The following is an 18,739-nucleotide window of genomic DNA, read 5'->3' as shown; positions in this document are numbered from 1 at the left end:
TCGTTACCCTCCGAGGTGGAACCGGTTCGACATAAGCCGCAGCTTCTCCCGGGTCGATGTGCGTTCGGCGCAGACGATGCTCCGGAGCGTGGAGCGGGCGATGGGATGGTGCCGCACCAGTTGGGGCGCGATGCGCTCGGCGGTCTCCAATTCGGTGAGCGCCCTTTCGCGGTTGCCGTCCCACAGCCAGGCGCGGGCCAGGTCCATGTGGTGGTGGCCCCGGCGTGAACTCGGCAGGGACGATACGAGACCGGGAGCGGTATCCCGGTCTATGGCCAGGGCTTTGCCGTGGTGGCCCAGTTCCAGGGCCACGTTGACGGCGTGAATGCTGACGTTGCCCGCCGAGAAGGTGAGTGAGTGCCGGTCGTGAAAGGGCACGGTGCCCAGCCGGTCGGCGGCGTCCCCGGCGAACCCGACGCGGTCCTCCGCCTCGGCCGCCCTGCCGCCGCGCGCCGCCGAGACGGCCGCCCGTAGCTGCAACGACCCCCAGGCCCGTACCGCCGACGGCTCGCCCCGCTCGTACGCGCCCTGAATGCTGCCGAGCGCCCGGTCGGACAGGGCGAGCGCGTCGTCCCAGTCGGCGGTCGCCCACATGTCCCATACCCGCATCCAGTCCGCCACGGCGGGCAGCACGGGATCACCGGAGAGCCGGGCCGACCAAGCCGCCCGTTCACATGCCATGGCCACCAGCTCGGGATGGCCCAGGGCGTGGGCGGCGGTGTGGGCGAACTTGCAGCACACCGCGTAGATCGCGTACGCCTCCTCGCGCTCGCGCCCCGCCGAGACCTCGGCCAGCGCCCGCGCCTCCCGGAACAGGTCCGGCAGCACCTGGAGGATCGCCACGTTCTGCGCCGCGTCCCGCAGCCGGTGCAGTCGGGAGGTCTCCCCCCACAGTTCCGGCGCGGGCCGGGGGGTCCCGTCGAAGACCGGCGCGAGATCGTAACGGCGCATCTCCCGCAGGATGGCGGAGGCCGCGATCTGCCACCGGTTCTCCTCCGGAGAGCTGTTGTAAGGCCGTCCGATCAGGTCGTTCGGATGGACGTGCAGTTCGGCCGCCATCTCATTGAGCAGACCGACCCGGTCCAGCTCGATCTGGCCGCGTTCCACCTTGGACACCCAGCCCTGGGTCCGGCCGAGCGCGGCGGCGAGATCCGCCTGGGGCATCCCCAGCCGCAGCCGGGCCCGCCGGACGCGACGGCCGATCTCCTCGGGTTCTTCCAGCATGGTCAGCTCCATCCCCTCGGGACCCTGCCATCACGGTACCCATGAGGGGTGCCGGACGTTCCGCCCCCACCACCTCATGATCAGTTCAATCACGGTCCGCAGAGCGTCTTCCGCGATCCACCGCCGGATACTCGCACTCTCTCGAACAAAGCATCACAATGGATCACTTTGGACCAGGAGACGACAACAAGATCGCTTTATGGGCTCCTGTCAGTCGTCGGTGACGTTGACATCGTGGTCGCCACATCCCTCAAAGAGGCTCGGGGTCCCATGAGTGATCACGAGTACATACGACGTCGGGATGAGGGAGCAGTCCTTTTCTCTCCACTGCATGGCGAAGACGGTCCAGATGGCCAGCAAGATCAAAGCAACGTAGCCTGCTTTGCTCCTTGGCCTTCGTCCCCCACCGCCACCGCCAGCGATCCGATTCAAAGGCGAGGACTCGCCGCCGCCTTCTCCTGGGGGTATCCAGGGATGCTTGCTGCCCGGCGGGCGCCACCCGCCTTCGCTGTCGGCCATGTTGCGATTATCGGCTGGCGAGGGGTCGAACTTTGCCGTCTTCGCCACTTTGGCCGGAGACGACTCAGGAGGCACCGCGTGTGATCGTGTGACGAGCCCTATGTACTGAGCTGAGAAAGGAGTCCGGCCTCCTTATCCGCCGGAAGGCCGTGCTCCGCCCATCGAGGGTGGGCGACGGGGTTGCCGCCGTCCCGCAACCACTTCCAGGTGTCATGGACGGTCTGCGACAGCGGGCGGCATGTCAGGCCGGCGGCCTGAGCTCTTGCCGAGTCGATGCGCCAGACACCCGGGTGCGTCCGCCACAGGGGCAACTCCGTCCACTGGCGGATTCCCCGCTCCGACAGGAAGTCGTCGGGGGCCCAGACGAGCCGCCCATCGGATCCCGTCGCCTGTAGGCACGCTTCGAGGAAGCCGCCCATCGTCTCGCGACCGATGGGCGCGGTCACGTTGTAGCTCCCACCCCCGGATGCCGTGGCCTGGCGCAGGGCGAAGTCCGCCACGTCCCGTACATCGACCGGCTGGATGCTCTTGCCCGGAGGGCCGGGGGCGAGGATCGGACCGCCCCGGTCGGCTCGGCGCAGCCACCACGGCAGGCGGCCGATGTACTCCCCGGGGCCCAGGATCACGCCAGGACGCAGAATCGCCACCCGAGTGGCCCCGAACGCCGCCACCGAAGCCCGTTCAGCTCCCGCCTTCTGGCGGCCGTAGTACCAGTCGGGGCCGTCCCAGCCGTCCGGTAGCCGCCCATAGTCGATGTCCGCGTCCGGAGGTCCGTCCAGTACCTCGGAGGACTCGGTCAACGGTTCATCGGGCCACCCCCGGTAAGCATTCACCGTGGAGACGTACACGTATCGACCCGCCACAGCTGCCAGGGCCGTCGCGCCCGCCAATACGCTCCGGGGTGCCAACTCCGACGCCGATGTGTCGATCACCGCGTCCCACGGCCCGTGTCGTGCCAGCTCCGTCAGATCACCGGCCACGGTCCGATCCCCACGGATCTGCTGTACCCCTTCGGGCGCGTCCCCTGATCGGCCTCGATTGAACAGACTCACGCCCCACCCACGCGACAGGGCTTCGACGGCGACAGCTCTGCCCAGAAACCATGTACCGCCGAGCACCAATACCTTCATGCGGACATCCTTCCCACTGACCGCACCGGATCACTACCACCACGAGTGCGCCCCGGCCGTTGGCGGGCCGCGCTTGGGCGCCCCCGGAACGGGGATGTAAGAGAGTGCTGAAGGTCCCGGTCTTCGGCGCCGAGCTCCACACAGGCCGTACAGGCACTGGAGGAGAAGGAGGCGGAAGTGGACCGCAGGGAATTCATCGGTGCCGGTGCGGGTGTCGTCGCGGGGATGGTTCCCCTCGACGCCTACGCCCATGAGAACCGCAAGGTGGGACAGCAGGACGTCGAGCGGCTCAAACATGCGCTCGTCGACCTCCGGCGCCTCGACGACTACTCCGGCGGCGCGGCGACCTACCCGATCGCGGTGAGCACGGCCCGTCGCACGGAGGCCGTCCTGAACAACGCGATCTACACGGACGAGATCGGCCGCAGGATGCTGGAAGTGCTCGCCGAGACACATCAGCTCACCGCGTGGGTCGCCTTCGACGCCGGGATGCCCGCCGAGGCCAGGCGACTGGCCCAACGCGCGTCCACAGCCGCCCACCAGGCGGGCAACCGCACGCTCGCCGCGTCCGCGCTCTCCGAGCTGTCGTATCTCACCGCGTCGGGCCCCCGGCCCCGGGAAGCCGTGCAGATGGCCCGCGCGTCCCTGACCCTCGCACCGGCGGACGCGCTGCCCGCCGCCCGTGTGCTCCTGTCCGACCGGCTCGCCTGGGCCTGCGCCCGCACCGGCGACGCCCAGGGGGTGGATCGGGCACTCGGCCTCTCCGATGGCCACCACGACCGCCGGGACGCCACCACGGATGACGAACCCGACTGGGTGTACTGGATCAACCGGGACGAGTCCCGGATCATGGCCGGGCGCTGCTGGGCCGAGCTGCGCGAGCACCGCCGGGCCGTCCCCGTACTGGAAAGCATCCGGATGCCGTACGACGAGACCCACGCACGTGAAGTCGCCCTGTACTCCTGCTGGCTGGCGGGTTCCTACATCGACGCGGGGGATCTCGACCGGGCCGTCGCCTCCGCCAACCGCGCCGTCGGTCTCGTCAAGGGAACCGACTCCCCGCGCACCGACGTATGGGTCGGCGGTGTACTCAGCCGCCTCAAGAAGCATCCGCACGTTCCGGGTGTCCGCGAAGTGCTGGCCGAGTGGGCGGCCTGAGCCTTCGCCGTACCCGCCGGACGTCCGTCGGTTCTCATGGCGCCGTCAACGCCGTCGCCGACGAACGGAGGGGAAGTGGCCTATCGCATCGCCCGCCTGGTCGAGGAGGAGAGCGGACTGACCGGCCATGACTTCGAGGTGGATCAGCCCACCCGGACCGGTGACCCCGGCAAGGCGGCCGGCCGGCTGAGTAGCGTCTCCGATGGGGCAAGGAGTCACTTGAGCTGAGGATCTCCCCGTACACCCCTCCACCTCCGATCGGAGAGGCACATGGAATCCGTGAACGAATCGCTGATGGGCTCCAGGTCCTCGGTGCTGGACGCGCTTGGATCGGCCGGGTGGGCGTACGGTCGTCGGGTCTCCACGGAGAGTTGGGCGCAGCAACTGACGGCGGCGGGATTCGAGCTCAACGACGCGGCGCCCAAGGTTTGGGCGGCGCTGGGGCATCTGACGATAGGGAGTGCCCCGGGCCGCTTGACCCCGTCGTCACTGCGCATAGACCCCGTTGACGCCTGTATCGACACGGTTGCGGAAGCCTCCGCGCTCCGGCTTCGGTACGCGGAGAACTACAGCCCTCTGGGCATGTGGTCGGTCCAGTTCAGGGCATACGCGGCGGCGAGCGGGCGGGTCGTAGCCGTGGGACCGAATGTCCTGTGGCATCTCGGTTCGACCCTTGTCGAGGCATTGGGTTACGTCGTGGACGGCGACGGTGGCGTCGATCGCGCGGAGCGAGCGGTCTGGCTCGCCAACTGTCCATGAACCAAGCCATCCCCTCCGGCTAGGGTGACGGACATGGCGATCGCCCTCACCCGTCTCGACGGCCCGTCCGCCGCCCTCGCCGAGGACGCGTTCCGGCTGGTCTATGCCGAGGTGTTCGCGGAGGCCCCGTACAACGAGACCGCCGACGACGTCGCCGCCGCGTTCCGGCGGTTCGGGTCCCAGACCCGGCGGGACGGCTTCCGGGCCGTCCTGGCCCGGACCGGTGACGGCGAGCCGGTGGGGCTGGCGTACGGCCTCCCCCTCGGGGCGGACACGGTGTGGTGGGACGAGCTGGACGGGACCGTCGACGCCGAGACGCGGCGCGAGGACGGGCGCCGGACGTTCGGGCTGATGGAGCTCGCGGTACGTGGCCCCTGGCGCGGGCGGGGTGTCGCGCGGCGACTGCACGACGGCCTTCTCGACGGCGTCGTCGCCGAGCGGGTCATGCTGAACGTACGGCCGGAGAGCACGGCGGCCGTCGGCGCCTACCGGTCCTGGGGCTATCGCAAGGTGGGGGAATCCCGTCCCGGGGCGGGCCCGGACCTGTACCACGCCATGTTGTTGAGGCTGCCCGCGACCGGTTGACGGGGGTCACGCCTCCGGAGCGCTCTGCTCCGCGACCCACGCCAGATACGCGTCCGAGCCGCCGTCCACCGGGAGCACGATCCATTCCGGGACGTCGTACGTGTGCTCCCCGGCGACCCACTCCGCCAGCGCCGGGAGGCGGTCGCGGGTCGTCTTGTACGAGATCCGCCACTCGCGCTCGTCCTGGATGTCGTTCCGCCAGCGGTAGATCGCCCGGAACGGCGGGTCGATATGGGCGCAGGCGGCGAGGCGGGCGTCGACCGCGCCCCGGGCCAGGGCGACGGCCCTGGTCTCGTCGTCGATGGTGGTCTGCGCGATCACGATGTCCGTCGCCATGGCCGGTCTCCTCGGGGCTGGAACAATTCGGGGATGTAGGGGATGTATTCAGGGGACGTATTCAGGGGACGTATTCAGGGGACGTATATCGTCCACGCTGACATCATCGGCGACATGAAAGTACTGGTGATCGGAGCGACAGGCACCATCGGCACGGCGGTGGCCGACGCCCTGACGACAGCCGGCCACGAAGTCGTCAGGGCCTCGCGCGGCGGGGTAGTCAAGGTGGATCTGGCGGAACCCGGCACCATCGACGCCGTCTTCGACGAGGTCGGCGAGGTGGACGCGGTGGTGTGCTGTGCCGCGAGCGGGCCCCTGGTGGAGTTGGGGAGCGGGACGGACGAGGAGTTCGCGGAGGGCGCGCGGGCCAAGCTGTTCGGGCAGGTGGCGCTGGCCCGGCGGGCCGCCGGGCGGCTGCGGGACGGCGGGTCGATCACCCTGACCGGCGGGACGTTCGTCGAACCCCTCGCCCAGGGGTCGCTGGGGGCGCTGGTCAACTCCGGCCTCGAAGGCTTTGTGCGCAACGCCGCCGCCGAACTGCCGCGCGGGCTGCGGATCAACGTCGTCGCGCCCGGGTGGATCCGGGAGACCCTGGATGCCCTGGGCATGGACGGCTCGGGCGGCACCCCCGCGTCCGAGGTGGCCAGGGCCTATGTGGAAGCCGTGGAGGGGGCGGAGCAGGGCCGGACGATCCGGCCCTGAGACCTCTCCGGCCGGGGTATCCCGCTCCGTCCGCGGCCTCGGTGACCCGCTCATGCGATTATGCGGACGGCCGGTCCGAACGGCCGATCGAGCGGGAACAGGGGTGCGGTGTGAGCGGGGCAGGGGAGCGGGACGGGTCGTCCGTACCCGACGACGAGTGGGACCGGTTCCTCCGCGAGTCGGTGCAGGGTACGGCCGGGGCCCCCGTGGAGCCATCTGCGCGCGCCCGTGAGGTGCAGCGGAGGCTGCGGGAGAACCCCGCGCCGCCGGAGGGCTGGCGCACCTACTCACCGGCCCGGCCCCGGCGCCGAACGGGCCTGTACATCACCGCGATGGTGGCGGCCGTGGCCCTCCTGGTCCTGGCGTTCTACCCCGGTCTCGTCGTCGGCTGGTTCGACGGCGACGACGCGAAGTCCGGTGCTCCGCAGGCGGCCGAGTCCGAGAGACCGAAGGCGGCGCCGGGTGCCGAGCCCGGTGGGCGACCCACCCTCGACGAGCCCTTCCGGGGGTCGCCCGCCGCCCACTGGGCCGACGGGGCCGCCGGGATCACGGTCCCCGCGGCCAAGGCGACCGGCTGGATGGACGCCGCCCGGGTCGAACGGGCGCTGCGGCAGAGCCGGGACTTCCTCGTGGCCTCGGGGCTCGACCCCGGTGTGCTGCGCGGCGAGCGGCCCACGGAGGCGATCGCGCTGCTGAACCCGCACCAGAAGGGCGTGCAGGAGTATCTCCGTACGGCCCTGTCGTCCACCGCGCCGACCGCCGCGACCGATCCCCTGCTGCTGTTCAGCCGCTTCCGGCCGGAGCAGGCACAGCCGGTCGGTGACGTCGTCAAGACGCGCGGCCGGCTCATGTACCGGGAGGGGAAGCGGGGGGCCGTCGAGGTGACGGCGGACGTCACGTTCGTGTACCCGGTCACCCCGGCGGCGGGCGACGGCGGTCGGGACGCCGAGGTCATCCGTACGATCGTGCGGCGCGTGACGGTGATGAGCTGGGACGACCCTGCCAAGGTCATTACCGAGCCGGGCACGATGTCACTCGTCTCGTACGCGCTCGACACGACCAACGGCGGCTGCTCCGGACCCACGGGCTACTTCGTGCCGCCGTTCGGCTCGGCCGACGGACAGTCCCCGGACTCGACCCTCAGGATCGACCCGTACGACCGCAGCGCTCCGATCGACACGAGCGGCGGCGCATCGGCGACGGACGCCGGCTGCAGGACCGCCACCCGTTCCTGAGACCTCGTGGGAGACGCCCGTCACCACCGCGCGTGGCGGATCTTCAGCCGGCCGAAGCCCATCACGCCGGTGATACGGATCGTCGGGCCCGCGCCCGGTGTGGCGGGGGGCTTGTAGCGGGTGTCCTTCCAGCCGGTCGTCAGACCGTCCAGCTCCACCGTCGCGCCGCGCGGCACCGTGATGCGCGCGTTGCCCGTGCCGATCCGGAGTTCGATGTCGACCACCGGGCCGTCGAAGACCGCCCGGGACAGGTCCAGCTTCACCCGGCCGTACCCGGACGTCACCTTCAGATTCCGCGGTACGCGCCACGCGCCGGTGCGGCGGATCCGGCCGCCCGCCGCGCCGATCTCGGCGACGGTGGGGGGTTCCTCGGCCGGGAGGACGGCCAGGACGGCGGCCAGGTCGCCGTGGGTCGTGGCGGCCAGCGCGCGGCCGAGGTGCCCGTCCATCTCCTCGTGGGAGAGATGGCCTTCGGCGTACGCCTCCTGGAGGCGCCGGACGGCGGCGTCGCGGTCGTCTTCGCGGATCCGGCGCGACAGGTCTTCCGGGACAGAGGTCACCCGCCCACTGTAGTTCCGCCGCCCCGGACCCCGTACATCCAAACCGCCGTCGGACAACGGCTGTTCAGTGGTCCGGGCGGTTCCGCCGGCCTTGAGGTCAGGACAGGTCCGCCTTCCGCCACGCGCCGACGCCCAGCTTCCCCGTCGTCCCGAGGTCCAGCTCCGGGATCACCGTCACCGGGCTCGCGCCCGGTTTCGGTACCAGCCGGACGTACGGGGCGTTCACGGCCTCCCCGAAGCCGGTGTGGGTATTGCGCCAGATCAGGCTCGTCCGCGCGCTCTCCCCCGGTTTCAGGTCGACGGGGCGCGGCGGGTCGTCCAGGCCGGTGCCGGTGGCGATGCCCGCGCCGCCGCGCAGGATCCGCACTCCGTCGACCGCCCGGTGCTTCTCGTCCAGCAGGGTCGGCCGGGGGTAGCCGTCGAGGGCGTACGGCCGCGTCCCGCAGTTGGTGAGCGTGACACCGACGACCCGTAGGCCCATCGCCGCCTCGCCCTCGTCGACCGTCACCCGGACCCCCGACTCCGGGCAGCCGCCGGGCGGCGCGCCGACCTCGTCGACCGGGACGGAGCGGACCTCGGCGATCTTCACCTGGGCCTTGCCCCGGGCGGACGGCGGGACGTCGTACGTGGTGAAGGTGCGGCGGACGGTCCCGCCCGCCGGGACGGAGTCCACCGTCACGGGGGTCATGGCGTTGGACCGGCCAGACGGTTCGGTGACGGCGAAGGTGACCGTGTACGCGTACGGCTCCCGCTTGTTGTTGCTGATCTCGAACTCCGCCGTCGCGGTACGGGCGTCGCAGTACTCGGGCACCGGCGCGAAGTGCGTCGTCGCGGTGATCCGCACCCCGTGCCCCGCGGGGTCGGCGGCCCCGGCCGCAGGCGCGGTGTTCCGGCAGGGGTCCGCCTTCTTCGATTCGGACGCGCCGCCCGGCGGGGCCTTGTCGTCGCCGCAGGCGGTCAGGAGCAGAACGCCCGCGAGCACGGCGGCCAAAGGCAGGGGTGTGTGACGCATCGGGTCACCTCAGCAGCGGTACGGGCCGGGCGCTATGACCCACGCCACATCACACACTGCGGGACCGACAGCGACCGGCAGCGGGACCGACAGCGGACCGGCAGCCGATCGACAGCGCGCCCGGACAGCATGGCGACATCAACCACCCGAGAGGACAATCAATGAGCCCGCAGAAGCACTCCGTATCCGTCATCGGCCTCGGCAACCTGGGCCAGGCCCTGGCCGACGCGTTCCTGGCCGCCGGGCATCCGACGACCGTGTGGAACCGGACCGCGGCCAAGGCGGACGCCCTCGTCGCCCGGGGCGCCGTTCGGGCCGGGACCGCGGCGGAGGCCGTCGCGGCGGCCGAACTGGTCGTCGTGGCCGTGCTCGACCAGGACACCGCGCGGGACGTCCTCGGCTCCGCGACCGCCGCGCTCCCCGGGCGGACCGTGGTGAACCTGACGACCGCGACCCCGGCACCGGCGCGCGAACTGGCCGAACTGGTCACCGAGCACGGCGCCGCCTATGTGCTCGGCGCGGTGTACGCCGTACCGCAGACCATCGGCACCGACCAGGCGTTCATCCTCTACAGCGGCGACGAGCCGGCGCACGAGCGGTACCGCGGCACACTCGACCTGCTCGGCTCGGGCACCTTCGTGGGCAGCGACCCCGGGCTGGCGTCCGTCCACGACGTGGCGATACTCAGCGGGATGTACGGGCTCTTCTCCGGCTTCTTCCAGGCCATGGCCCTGGCCCGCACGGAGCGGATCAAGGCCGTGGACATGACCGGGCATCTGACGCGCTGGCTGGAGGGCGTGCTGGTCGCGCTGCCGGAGTTCGCGGCGGAGATCGACGCCGGGGCCTACGAGACCGAGACGTCGAGCCTGGAGATGAACGCGACGGGCCTGCGGAACATCCTCGCGGCGACCGAGTCCCAGGGTCTCGGCACGGAGTTGATCGCCCCGTTGCAGCGCCTCTTCGAGGACCAGGTGGCCCGGGGGCACGGGCGGCACAGCCTGGCGCGGGCCGTGGAGTCGCTGGAAGCGCGGGCCTAGGAACCGTGCGGGCCGTACAGCGGGCCATGGGGGGCGGCGGCGGGGGTACGGCGACCGGGGCGCCGGTCGTCCGCCGCGCCCCGGCTCCGGCCCCGGCCCCGTATCACCCGGGTGAGCGCGTCCCTCCGCAGCGGCTTCTCCCCATACTGGGAAGCATGGCCGTCTATGACACGATCGGCACGACGTACCACCTGACCCGGCGGGCGGATCCGAGGATCGCCGCCCGGATCCACGCGGCGCTCGGCGACGCCGCGGATGTGATCAATGTGGGGGCGGGCACCGGTTCCTACGAGCCGCCCCGGACGATCCTCGCCGTCGAACCCAGCCGGAAGATGATCGACCGGCGCCCGCCCGGGTCGGCGCCCGCCGTCCGCGCGTACGCCGAGAACCTGCCCGTTCCCGACGACGCCGCCGACGCCGTCATCGCGCTGCTGACGACCCACCACTGGAGCGACCTGCCGGCCGGTCTCGCCGAACTCCGCCGGGTCGCCCGCCGCCGTATCGTCGTCCTGACCTGGGACCAGCCGATCTTCCGCGAACGTTTCTGGCTCCTGAGCGAATACCTCCCGGAGGCCGCCGCCTTCGACGACTCCCGCACCGTCCCGACCGACCGTCTCGCGGAGCTGCTCGGCGGCGCGCGACAGGAGCCCGTCCCCCTCCCCCACGACTGCACGGACGGCTTCGGCGCGGCGTACTGGCGCCGTCCCCACGCCTACCTGGACCCGCGGGTACGCGCCGGGATCTCCATGCTCGCCCAGACCGGGGAGGACGTCGTCGCTCCCGGTCTGGCCCGGCTCGACGACGACCTCTCCAGCGGCCGTTGGCACCGCGACCACGCCGACCTGCTCGCACTCGACTCCATCGACGTCGGCTACCGGCTGCTGGTGGCCGACCTCTGACCAGGACCGGATGACACGTACCGGATGACACGTACCGGACGACGCGAGCCTTTGGTTCCTTCCGAGCCCTCACCGGACACCGGGGGCGGCGCCTCAGGAGCAGGTGTCCTGGTACGGGATGTCCCGCAGATGTTCCTTCCACTCGGCCCGGGAGAGCCCCGCGCCCGCCCGTTCGCAGACCTCCGCCGCCAGCTCGGCGGGGTCGAGGGTGTGCCGGGCCGGGCCGGTGTACAGGCCCGTCGTATGGAGCGTGCGGCCGTCTTCGGAGAAGGCCACGGAGAGGACCGGATCGCCCGCGGTCGGGAGGGGTGAGACGAGTACGTGGCTGGATTCCACGTCCCACAGCCGGACCCCGTCGGAGCCGCCGGCCGCCAGCGTCCGGCCGTCCGGTGCGAAGGCGAGGGCGGTGACCCGGGCGAAGGCGGCGCGTACGACGGTCTCGGTACGGCCGTCCCGCCGGACGGTCACCGACCGGTCGGTGTCCGCGTCGGCGGCGGGGAAGCCACCGGCCGAGAGGCCCCCCGAGAGGGTGAGCAGCCGGTGGCGGAGCCTGCCGTCCCAGAGGGTGACCCGGCCCAGCTCGTCGCCCACGGCGAGGCGTTCCCCGTCGGGGCTGAGCGCCATCGTCTCCACACCGTCGCCGCCCAGCGGACGGTGGACCGCGCGGCCGGTCCGCAGATCGGCGAAGGCGCCGTCCGAGCTGACGAGCCCCGACGCGTCGCCCCGTACCGCCAGGGCGTCACCGCCGAGACCGGGGAGCGTGCGGGTGAGGCGTCCGGTGCCCTCGTCCCGTATGTCCCAGATCTCGACCGCCTCACGGCCGTCGCGGTCGGTGGTGGGCGTGTAGAGATACCGGCCGTCGGCGCTGAGGGCGAAGGCACCGACGCCCGTATCGTCGGGGTAGGGGCCGGTATGCGCGTGCGGGCGCCGGCGCTCGACGTCCCAGATCGCGATACGTCGCCGCTCGACGTCCCAGGAGGCGAACCGGTGGCCGTCGGCGCTGAAGGCCGAGTGCGTCCGGCACTCGGCCGATGCCCCCGCCGCAGAAACCGTCCCAGAGGCCGCCGTAGGCGTGCACGGGCGGGCGGGCGGGGTGCCGATGGTGCGCCCGGTGGCCGTGTCCAGCAGCCGGAAGCCGCCGGTAGGGCCCGTCTGCCGGGCGAGGAGGCGACCGTCGCCGGTGAGCCGCTGTGCCAGGGCGGGCCGGGCGTCCCACGGATCCGTGGTGACCCGCGCGAGCCGAAGGGTGCGCACGACGGTCTCGTCGCCGTGCATATAGCGGAGCAGCCCCGGGGCGCCCGGCCGCGCGTCGAGGGTGAGGGTGTGGACGCCGTCGCCGTCGAGCGCGTACCGGAAGACCGGCGCGGCGGCGAACGACAGCCGCCAGACCACCAGTTCACCGGTGGTGGCGGCGAGCAGGAACGTACCGTCCGGGCTGTAGCGGACGGTACGGGGCCGTTCGGCGGGGAGCCCGGACAACTCCCGGCCCGTCCCCGTCTCCCACCGCCGGACGCCCCGGTCGGTGACGGCCACGACCGTCCGGCCGTCCGGCGCCAGGTCGAACTCGCCCGCCACGCACTCCGCGGGCCCACCGGCGGGCGCGGGCAGCCGCTCGCGGGCCGGGACGTCCCAGATCCCGAGCGGACGGCCGGTGCCGCAGACCGCGACCCGGGAGCCGTCGGCGCTCAGGGCCACCGCCTCGACTCCGTACCGGCCGCCGGTCGCCGCCGTCAGGACCCGGCGCCCGGCGGGTACGTCCCACACCTCGGCCGTCCCGTCCGTCTTCGCCGCGACGAGGACGCGCCCGCCACGGGCCAGGGTCAGCCCGGTCGGCTCGGCGACCGGCAGCCGGGCGCCGGTACGGCCGGTCCGCAGATCGCGGACCCGTACGCCGCCGTTCCCGTCGGCCACCGCGAGATGACGGCCGCCGGGGTCGAGGGCGACGGGTTCGTACGGTGAGGCGCCGGGGCCCGGGTGGATTCGGGTCGTACGGTGCGGGGCGCTCAGGTCCCAGCTGCGGATCCGGTCGTGGCGGACGAGGACCAGGGTCCGTCCGTCGGCGGAGAGGAGGGGCAGCGCGCCGACGTCGACACGGGTATCGGTGCCGGTGCCGGTGCCGACACCGGTCCCGGCGTCGGGGTCGCTGCCGGTGCCGGTGCGGGTGTCCGGAGGGGCGGTGCTGATGACGAGTCCGTCGGGGACCGGGACAGGGGTGTTACGGGTCCCGGCCGCGCCGGTCCCGGGGTCGGGCGGGGGCTCGGGGCCGGGCTCGGGGCCGTCGAAGTGCGCGCCGCCCGGGTCCCCGGACCGTACCGCCCCGCCCTGTTCCGGTCTCTGGTCCTGTTCCTGTTCCGGTTCGTGCCCCGGTTCCTGTTCCGGCGGCGGGAAGCGGGTGAGTTCGTCCGGGATCGCGAACACGTCCTCCTCGCGCTGCGTCCCCGCGCCCAGCAGCGCCGCCCGGGTCTCGACGGTGTCCGCGAGCCGCCAGGCGGCGACACCGAGCCGCATGGCCCGCTGGGGGTCCGCGTACCGCATCCCGAACGCGATCTCGACGATGCGCCGCGCCTCGGCCTCCCGGTGCCGCCGGTCGCCCAACTCGTTCTGCTGCCAGGCCACGACCCCGGCGATCAGGGCCAGGACGACCACGGCGACGACGGAGCCGAGCAGGACGCGGCGGCGCCGCAGCCGGGAGGCGCGGAAGGCGCTGGACGCGTTGAGGAAGGCCAGTTCCTGCCGGGTGAGACCGCTGCGGGCCGGCTCGGTCGCGAAGTGCTCCTCGGCCCCGGCCAGCCGGGTACCGGTGTACAGGGCGGCGGACTCGCCGGCCAGTTCGGCCCAGGTGAGGGTGGCCTCGGTGAGCCGTCGATGGGTACGGATCCGCTCCCGGTCCTCGTCGATCCAGCCACCGAGCCGGGGCCAGGAGGTCAGAAGGGCCTCGTGCGCCAGGTCCACGGTGTCGTGGTCGAGTGTCAGCAGACGGGCCCCGGCGAGCTGTTCGACGACGACCTTCGTCGCGGCCGGGTCCCCGAAGGACAGCTCGGCGCGCGGGACGGGCCGCCGGGAGTCCGGGGAGCCTTCGCCCGGGGTGACCAGACGCAGCAGCACCAGCCTGGCCAGGTCGCGCTGTTCGCGGGTGAGTTCGGCGTACACGTCCTCGGCGGTCCGGGCGATCGCCCCGTGCGCGCCGCCCGACGCCTCGTACGCGGCGGTGGTCAGGACCCGGCCGCGGCGGCGGCGCCAGGTCTCGCGCAGGGCGTGGGAGAGCAGGGGGAGACCGCCGGGTTCACCGTCGATCTCGGCGACGATCCGCCGGGTGACCTCCCGTTCGACGATCAGTCCCGCGCGCTGCGCCGGGCCGACGACGGCGCGGCGCAGCTCGTCCGGGGTCATGGGCGCGACGAGGAGGGAGGCCGCCGACAGGGCCTCGGCGAGTTCGCGGTAAGCGGCGCACCGGCCGTAGAAGTCGGCGCGTACGGCGACGACGACGCGCAGCCGGTTCGCGGGGTCGCGGGCGGCGAGGAGGAGCCGGATGAAGTCCGCGCGCTCGGCGGGGTCGTCGCAGAGGGTGAAGACCTCCTCGAACTGGTCCACGACGACGAGAGTGTCGCGGGTGTCGGGCCCTTCCCCATCGGCGGCGTCCCCCTCTCCTTCGGCGTCGGGGGTGGCGGGCGATGTCAGGGCCGCCGTGTGCGTCCGCAGGGGGCGCGGACCCGGGGTCAGGACGTGGATCGCGCCGAAACGGCCGGTCCGTTCGCGCAGGGCCGGTACGAGGCCCGCCCGTAACAGGGACGATTTGCCGCTGCCCGAGGGGCCGAAGAGGGCCGCGAATCTGCGGGTTCCGACCAGTTCGACGACCTCGTCGATCAGCCGGTCGCGGCCGAAGAACCGTTCGTGGTCGCCGGCTTCGAAGCGGGCGAGGCCCTGGTACGGGGATTCGGGTCCTTCGCCGTACGGCGCGTCGGGTCCGTCGGTCCGCGCCGCTTCGGCCGCGTCGGACGCCTCGTGCCAGCGGCGCTCCCACTCCTCCCGGTCGCCGCCGCACGCCTCGGCGTAGGCGAGGGCCACCGCCAGGGACGGGAGTTGATCGCCGCCGGCCGCGCGGGAGAGCGTCGGGACCGAGTAGGGGACCTTCGCCGCCATCGCCCGGTAGGTGGGTGCGCCGGCTTCCCGGCGCAGTCTGCGCAGTTCGTACGCGAACCCCCGGACCGGCCCCCCGTCCGGGTCCAGCGGCGCCTCGGGACGTCCCACGCGCTCCGTTCCCCTCCCCCGTCTCCGCCGTCTCCCCCTTGATGGGACCCGCCGGGACCGGCCCGCCGTCACGGACCCGGCCGGTCCCCGGCCCGTACCGACCCTATCCGTGGATCACCGGAACCCCGGCGGGGTTTGCCTCCCCGCCGGGGTCCCGGGCCGGGCCCTGGTCATCGGGCCCTGGGGCGGAGTCGGAGCCGTACGCGGGCCGGCTCCGGCTCCGGATCTCTCCCCCGGTGCCCCCTGCCGCCGTCCCGTCAGACGGGCCGGGAGTCCGGCTCGGGGCGGGCGGCGGTGTCTCAGACCTGGGTCGTGGCCCAGCTGGAGCAGCTGGAGAACTCGATGTACTGGGTCCCCCACTCGCCCCAGCAGACCCGGTACGACACGGTGTCCGCCTCGGGCAGGTTCCGGTTGATCGCGGTCCAGCCGTTGTGGGCGCCGTCGATGTCCCAGTCGTCGCCCGCCCGACCGCTGGAGGTACGCCACATGATCACCGCCGAGTGACCGTCGGCCTTGGTGTCGTTGATGTAGAAAACATCGCCGTAGGACTTGAAGTAGCCCTTTCCGGCGCCGTCCTTGGCGTACATGATCGGGCCGTCGGCGTGGGCGGGGGTGGACATGGTGACGGAGAGCACGAACGCGGCGAGGGCGGCGTTGCCCAGAACCACGGCCCTGCGGAGCCGGCTCTTCTTCGGAGCCTTCGAAGCGGTCGGAGCGGTCGGAGCGGTCGTTTCCGGACGGCTGGTGCCGATCATGTGAGTGTCCCCTCGTCTTCGGTCCTGACGCGCGGCCCACCCCGTACGAAGGGCTCGTACGGTCGGGCCGACGCGCTGTCGTGTCGCTGACTCGATCAAGACTTCGACGCCCGGAAGTTGTTGCCCACCCCCTCCCACCAGGTGAAACAAATCCGGGGGCGGATCGACGACGGCAACACACCATAAATCTCCGACAAACCCCCCACCGGCGGGAGAGGTTGACGGGAGTGACCGGGAGGCACGCGAGCGACGGAAGGGACTGTTCCGCGTTCGGCACGGCCCCGCCGGGGCCCGCGGAGGGGGAGCCACGCGGGGGCAGGGATGCCTACTCCGCCGGACGCGCCCCCACGATCCGCTCCACCGCCACCCGCACCAGCGCCTCCCGCTCCTCCTCCGGATAGAGGTCGGGCAGGGTGAGCTGTTCGACGATCAGCCAGTTGAGCGTGAGCATCAGCAGCTTGACGGCCATCGCGTCGCCGGGGAGCCCGGACGCCTCGTGGTAGGCGACATTGGCGTCGACGTCGGCCCGGACCCGCTCGGTGAGCAACCGGCGCAGCTCGGGGCGGCGGGTGCCCTCCAGCCGGAGTTCGAGGAAGGCGAGATAGCCGGTACGGAACGAGGAGACGCGCTCGACCAGCTCGCGCATCAGCCGGGTGTACGTCTCCAGGTCCCGGTCGGCCGTGCCGACGCGGGCGATGGTCGCCTCGTCGGGCTGGAGCCGCTCGTAGACCCGGGATCCGGCCTGGGTGAGCAGATCGTCGCGGTTGGCGAAGTAGTTGGAGGCCGTGCCGTTGGGGACGGCGGCCTCGGTGTCGACCGCGCGGAAGGTGAGACCCCGGGCGCCTTCCCTGGCCAGGACCTCGATCGCGGCGTCGACGAGGGCGGCCCTCCGCTCGGCGTTCCTGCGGGCCATTGACACCACTCCATTCGTAGTACTAAGTTTGAGACCACTTCAAGCAGAGTACTACGAACGGAGTAACTTCTTGCGCAAGCCCATGAACCCGGCCGTCATCCGCTCCGCCCTGTCGCTCGCGGGATCCCCCGAGCCCACCAGGATCGCCCCGACCGCACCCAACACCCCGACTACCCCTTCCACCCCGATCACCGATGCCACCGCGGCCGCCGACGCGCCCCGCCGACGGCCCGCCACCGCCCCCGCGCGTCTCGCCCTCCCCCGGCACGGACGGGACCACGTCCACCGGCGGACGAACGCCCCCCGTTTCGTTCGCCGCTGACCGCCGGCCGCGGCGGGGGACGGACGAAACGGGGGCAGGGGCGGGGGCCTCAGCCGAGGTATCGCGCGAAGCCGTCCAGCGCCCGCAGCGCCCCGGACTCGTCGGTCGTGGGTATCAGGAACACCGCCTCCTCGATGCCCGAATCCGCGTAGTACGCCACCTTCTCCGGCGTGGGTTCGACCGCGTACGGCACCACTTCGAGGGCGGCCGGGTCCCGGCCCGCGTCCGCCCAGAGGGTACGGAGGGCGGGCAGGGCCTCCCGGACACCCGCGCCGCCGACGGGCATCCAGCCGTCCCCGTACTCGACGACATGTGCGAAGAGCTTGGGCCCGGCGCCCCCGCCGAGCAGGGTGCGCGGGGAGCCGCCGCGGACCGGCTTGGGATGGGCGACGGACGCCCGCACGGAGCCGTACGGGCCCTTGTAGGGGGTGGGCTCGTCGGCCCACAGCGCCCGCATCAGCCGCATCCGGTCGAGGACCAGGTCGCGCCGGGTCGGCCAGGCCACGCCGTGGTCCTCGGCCTCCCCCCTGTTCCAGCCGAAGCCCACACCGAAGGTGAAGCGGCCCCCGGAGAGATGGTCGAGGGACGCCACCTGCTTGGCCAGGACGATGGGGTCGTGCTGGGCGACCAGCACGACGCCCGTACCGAGGGCGAGCCGGGAGGTGACGGCGGCGGCCTGGGCCAGCCCGACGAAGGGGTCGAGCAGCCGTCCGTACCAGTCGTCGAGATCCCCGTCGGCCCCGTACGGGTACGGGGTCTCGTGCTCCACGGGGATATGGGTGTGCTCGGGCAGATAGAGCCCGTCGAACCCGCGCTCCTCCAGCTCTCTCGCCAGCCTCACGGGGGTGATCGTCCGATCGGTCAGGGCGGTGGTCACTGCGATGCGCATCCCGGCTCCTTCGATGGGTCGACGGTCAGCCGCGGCCGGGGGCAGGGCAGTTGACCCCCCGCCCGGCGACGGCCGCGGCTCCTGCGACAACAGGACGCGAGGGGGCGGTGTTCCCGGAGCGACGCGGAGCGACCCGGCGGGACCCCGGCCAGACGCGTCGAGCCCCGGCGAGAGCCGAAGAGACCCGGCGGGACCCGGCGGGATCCTTCGGCGCCGGATAGTCCGGTTGCGGATAATCCCGAAACGATCGGGATTGCCAGGCTGGACCGATGCCTTCGTCGCGGCCCTGCTCCTGCTGCGCGGCCGGACGAATACCGGCCGGGGCCAGGGGGCCGAGGGCGGCGAGAGCGAGCGGGCCGCGGTGCCCGCGCCCACCTTCCACTGAGAGACATCCGGGGCACGGGCCCCCCGCGGCGGACCCCGCCCGGCCCCACCCCGGGGCCCCCCCCCCCACCC

General features: G+C 72.5%; 20 protein-coding genes. 10 read left to right on the top strand and 10 right to left on the bottom strand.

Translation table 11 applies throughout. The features are described 5' to 3' along the window. Positions 1–3 precede the first annotated feature (3 nt). The 3 genes from ACFXG1_RS21390 to ACFXG1_RS21380 form a co-directional block, all read right to left on the bottom strand. The gene (locus tag ACFXG1_RS21390; protein WP_384708001.1) at positions 4–1,224 is read right to left on the bottom strand and encodes a helix-turn-helix domain-containing protein; all 1,221 of its coding nucleotides are present in this window, start codon (positions 1,222–1,224) and stop codon (positions 4–6) included. A gap of 210 nt (positions 1,225–1,434) precedes the next feature. Beyond that, positions 1,435–1,743, bottom strand: a complete 309-nt coding sequence (locus tag ACFXG1_RS21385; RefSeq protein ID WP_384708004.1) for a hypothetical protein — start codon at positions 1,741–1,743, stop codon at positions 1,435–1,437. Positions 1,744–1,841: 98 nt separating this feature from the next. Continuing rightward, positions 1,842–2,873, bottom strand: coding sequence for an NAD-dependent epimerase/dehydratase family protein (locus tag ACFXG1_RS21380; protein WP_384744103.1), 1,032 nt, complete (start codon positions 2,871–2,873; stop codon positions 1,842–1,844). 177 nt (positions 2,874–3,050) lie between these two features. Here ACFXG1_RS21380 and ACFXG1_RS21375 point away from each other — a divergent pair, with 177 nt between their 5' ends. The 4 genes from ACFXG1_RS21375 (at position 3,051) to ACFXG1_RS21360 (ending at position 5,375) form a co-directional block, all read left to right on the top strand. Then, positions 3,051–4,031, top strand: a complete 981-nt coding sequence (locus ACFXG1_RS21375) for an XRE family transcriptional regulator (protein ID WP_384708009.1) — start codon at positions 3,051–3,053, stop codon at positions 4,029–4,031. 75 nt (positions 4,032–4,106) lie between these two features. After that, positions 4,107–4,259, top strand: a complete 153-nt coding sequence (locus ACFXG1_RS21370) for a hypothetical protein (protein WP_384708012.1) — start codon at positions 4,107–4,109, stop codon at positions 4,257–4,259. A gap of 42 nt (positions 4,260–4,301) precedes the next feature. After that, positions 4,302–4,790, top strand: a complete 489-nt coding sequence (locus tag ACFXG1_RS21365; RefSeq protein ID WP_384708015.1) for an SUKH-3 domain-containing protein — start codon at positions 4,302–4,304, stop codon at positions 4,788–4,790. 33 nt (positions 4,791–4,823) lie between these two features. Then, on the top strand, positions 4,824–5,375 hold the full coding sequence (locus tag ACFXG1_RS21360) for a GNAT family N-acetyltransferase (RefSeq protein ID WP_384708018.1): 552 nt from the start codon (positions 4,824–4,826) through the stop codon (positions 5,373–5,375). A gap of 6 nt (positions 5,376–5,381) precedes the next feature. Here the strand turns inward: ACFXG1_RS21360 and cutA are convergent, their stop codons facing one another. Further along, positions 5,382–5,711, bottom strand: coding sequence for a divalent-cation tolerance protein CutA (gene cutA / locus ACFXG1_RS21355; RefSeq protein WP_384708021.1), 330 nt, complete (start codon positions 5,709–5,711; stop codon positions 5,382–5,384). A 114-nt stretch (positions 5,712–5,825) separates the two neighbouring features. Between cutA and ACFXG1_RS21350 the strand changes: the two genes are divergently transcribed. Further along, entirely contained in the window at positions 5,826–6,413 is a 588-nt protein-coding gene (locus ACFXG1_RS21350) for a short chain dehydrogenase (protein ID WP_384708024.1), read from the top strand. A 110-nt stretch (positions 6,414–6,523) separates the two neighbouring features. Then, the gene (locus ACFXG1_RS21345; RefSeq protein ID WP_384708027.1) at positions 6,524–7,648 is read left to right on the top strand and encodes a hypothetical protein; all 1,125 of its coding nucleotides are present in this window, start codon (positions 6,524–6,526) and stop codon (positions 7,646–7,648) included. A gap of 20 nt (positions 7,649–7,668) precedes the next feature. On the opposite strand, the gene ACFXG1_RS21340 is transcribed toward ACFXG1_RS21345, so the two are convergent. Together ACFXG1_RS21340 and ACFXG1_RS21335 are read right to left on the bottom strand one after the other, a co-directional pair. Continuing rightward, the gene (locus ACFXG1_RS21340) at positions 7,669–8,208 is read right to left on the bottom strand and encodes a DUF1707 domain-containing protein (RefSeq protein WP_384708030.1); all 540 of its coding nucleotides are present in this window, start codon (positions 8,206–8,208) and stop codon (positions 7,669–7,671) included. 97 nt (positions 8,209–8,305) lie between these two features. Further along, positions 8,306–9,220: a DUF4232 domain-containing protein gene (locus ACFXG1_RS21335; RefSeq protein WP_384708033.1), complete on the bottom strand. Its 915-nt coding sequence runs from the start codon at positions 9,218–9,220 to the stop codon at positions 8,306–8,308. Between the two features lie 107 nt (positions 9,221–9,327). Here ACFXG1_RS21335 and ACFXG1_RS21330 point away from each other — a divergent pair, with 107 nt between their 5' ends. Next, complete coding sequence (locus tag ACFXG1_RS21330) at positions 9,328–10,257, top strand: NAD(P)-dependent oxidoreductase (protein ID WP_384744111.1); 930 nt, start codon at positions 9,328–9,330, stop codon at positions 10,255–10,257. Between the two features lie 155 nt (positions 10,258–10,412). After that, on the top strand, positions 10,413–11,156 hold the full coding sequence (locus ACFXG1_RS21325; protein WP_384708036.1) for a class I SAM-dependent methyltransferase: 744 nt from the start codon (positions 10,413–10,415) through the stop codon (positions 11,154–11,156). Between the two features lie 93 nt (positions 11,157–11,249). On the opposite strand, the gene ACFXG1_RS21320 is transcribed toward ACFXG1_RS21325, so the two are convergent. The 3 genes from ACFXG1_RS21320 to ACFXG1_RS21310 form a co-directional block, all read right to left on the bottom strand. Continuing rightward, complete coding sequence (locus ACFXG1_RS21320) at positions 11,250–15,404, bottom strand: DNA-binding protein (protein ID WP_384744099.1); 4,155 nt, start codon at positions 15,402–15,404, stop codon at positions 11,250–11,252. 299 nt (positions 15,405–15,703) lie between these two features. Further along, positions 15,704–16,159, bottom strand: coding sequence for a hypothetical protein (locus ACFXG1_RS21315; protein WP_384722527.1), 456 nt, complete (start codon positions 16,157–16,159; stop codon positions 15,704–15,706). A gap of 325 nt (positions 16,160–16,484) precedes the next feature. Then, a complete protein-coding gene (locus tag ACFXG1_RS21310; protein ID WP_384722524.1) occupies positions 16,485–17,072 on the bottom strand; it encodes a TetR/AcrR family transcriptional regulator in 588 nt (195 codons plus the stop codon). A gap of 70 nt (positions 17,073–17,142) precedes the next feature. On the opposite strand from ACFXG1_RS21310, the gene ACFXG1_RS21305 reads away from it, so the two are divergent. Continuing rightward, on the top strand, positions 17,143–17,394 hold the full coding sequence (locus ACFXG1_RS21305; RefSeq protein ID WP_384722521.1) for a hypothetical protein: 252 nt from the start codon (positions 17,143–17,145) through the stop codon (positions 17,392–17,394). Positions 17,395–17,443: 49 nt separating this feature from the next. Here ACFXG1_RS21305 and ACFXG1_RS21300 read toward each other — a convergent pair whose 3' ends face one another. Next, complete coding sequence (locus tag ACFXG1_RS21300; protein ID WP_384744096.1) at positions 17,444–18,283, bottom strand: LLM class F420-dependent oxidoreductase; 840 nt, start codon at positions 18,281–18,283, stop codon at positions 17,444–17,446. Positions 18,284–18,536: 253 nt separating this feature from the next. Here ACFXG1_RS21300 and ACFXG1_RS21295 point away from each other — a divergent pair, with 253 nt between their 5' ends. Next, positions 18,537–18,668: a hypothetical protein gene (locus ACFXG1_RS21295; protein WP_384744094.1), complete on the top strand. Its 132-nt coding sequence runs from the start codon at positions 18,537–18,539 to the stop codon at positions 18,666–18,668. Positions 18,669–18,739 lie beyond the last annotated feature (71 nt).

Origin of the sequence: Streptomyces sp. NPDC059248 (assembly GCF_042753905.1) — a bacterium.
Taxonomy (GTDB): domain Bacteria; phylum Actinomycetota; class Actinomycetes; order Streptomycetales; family Streptomycetaceae; genus Streptomyces.
This window is presented reverse-complemented; position numbering and strand designations above follow the sequence as displayed.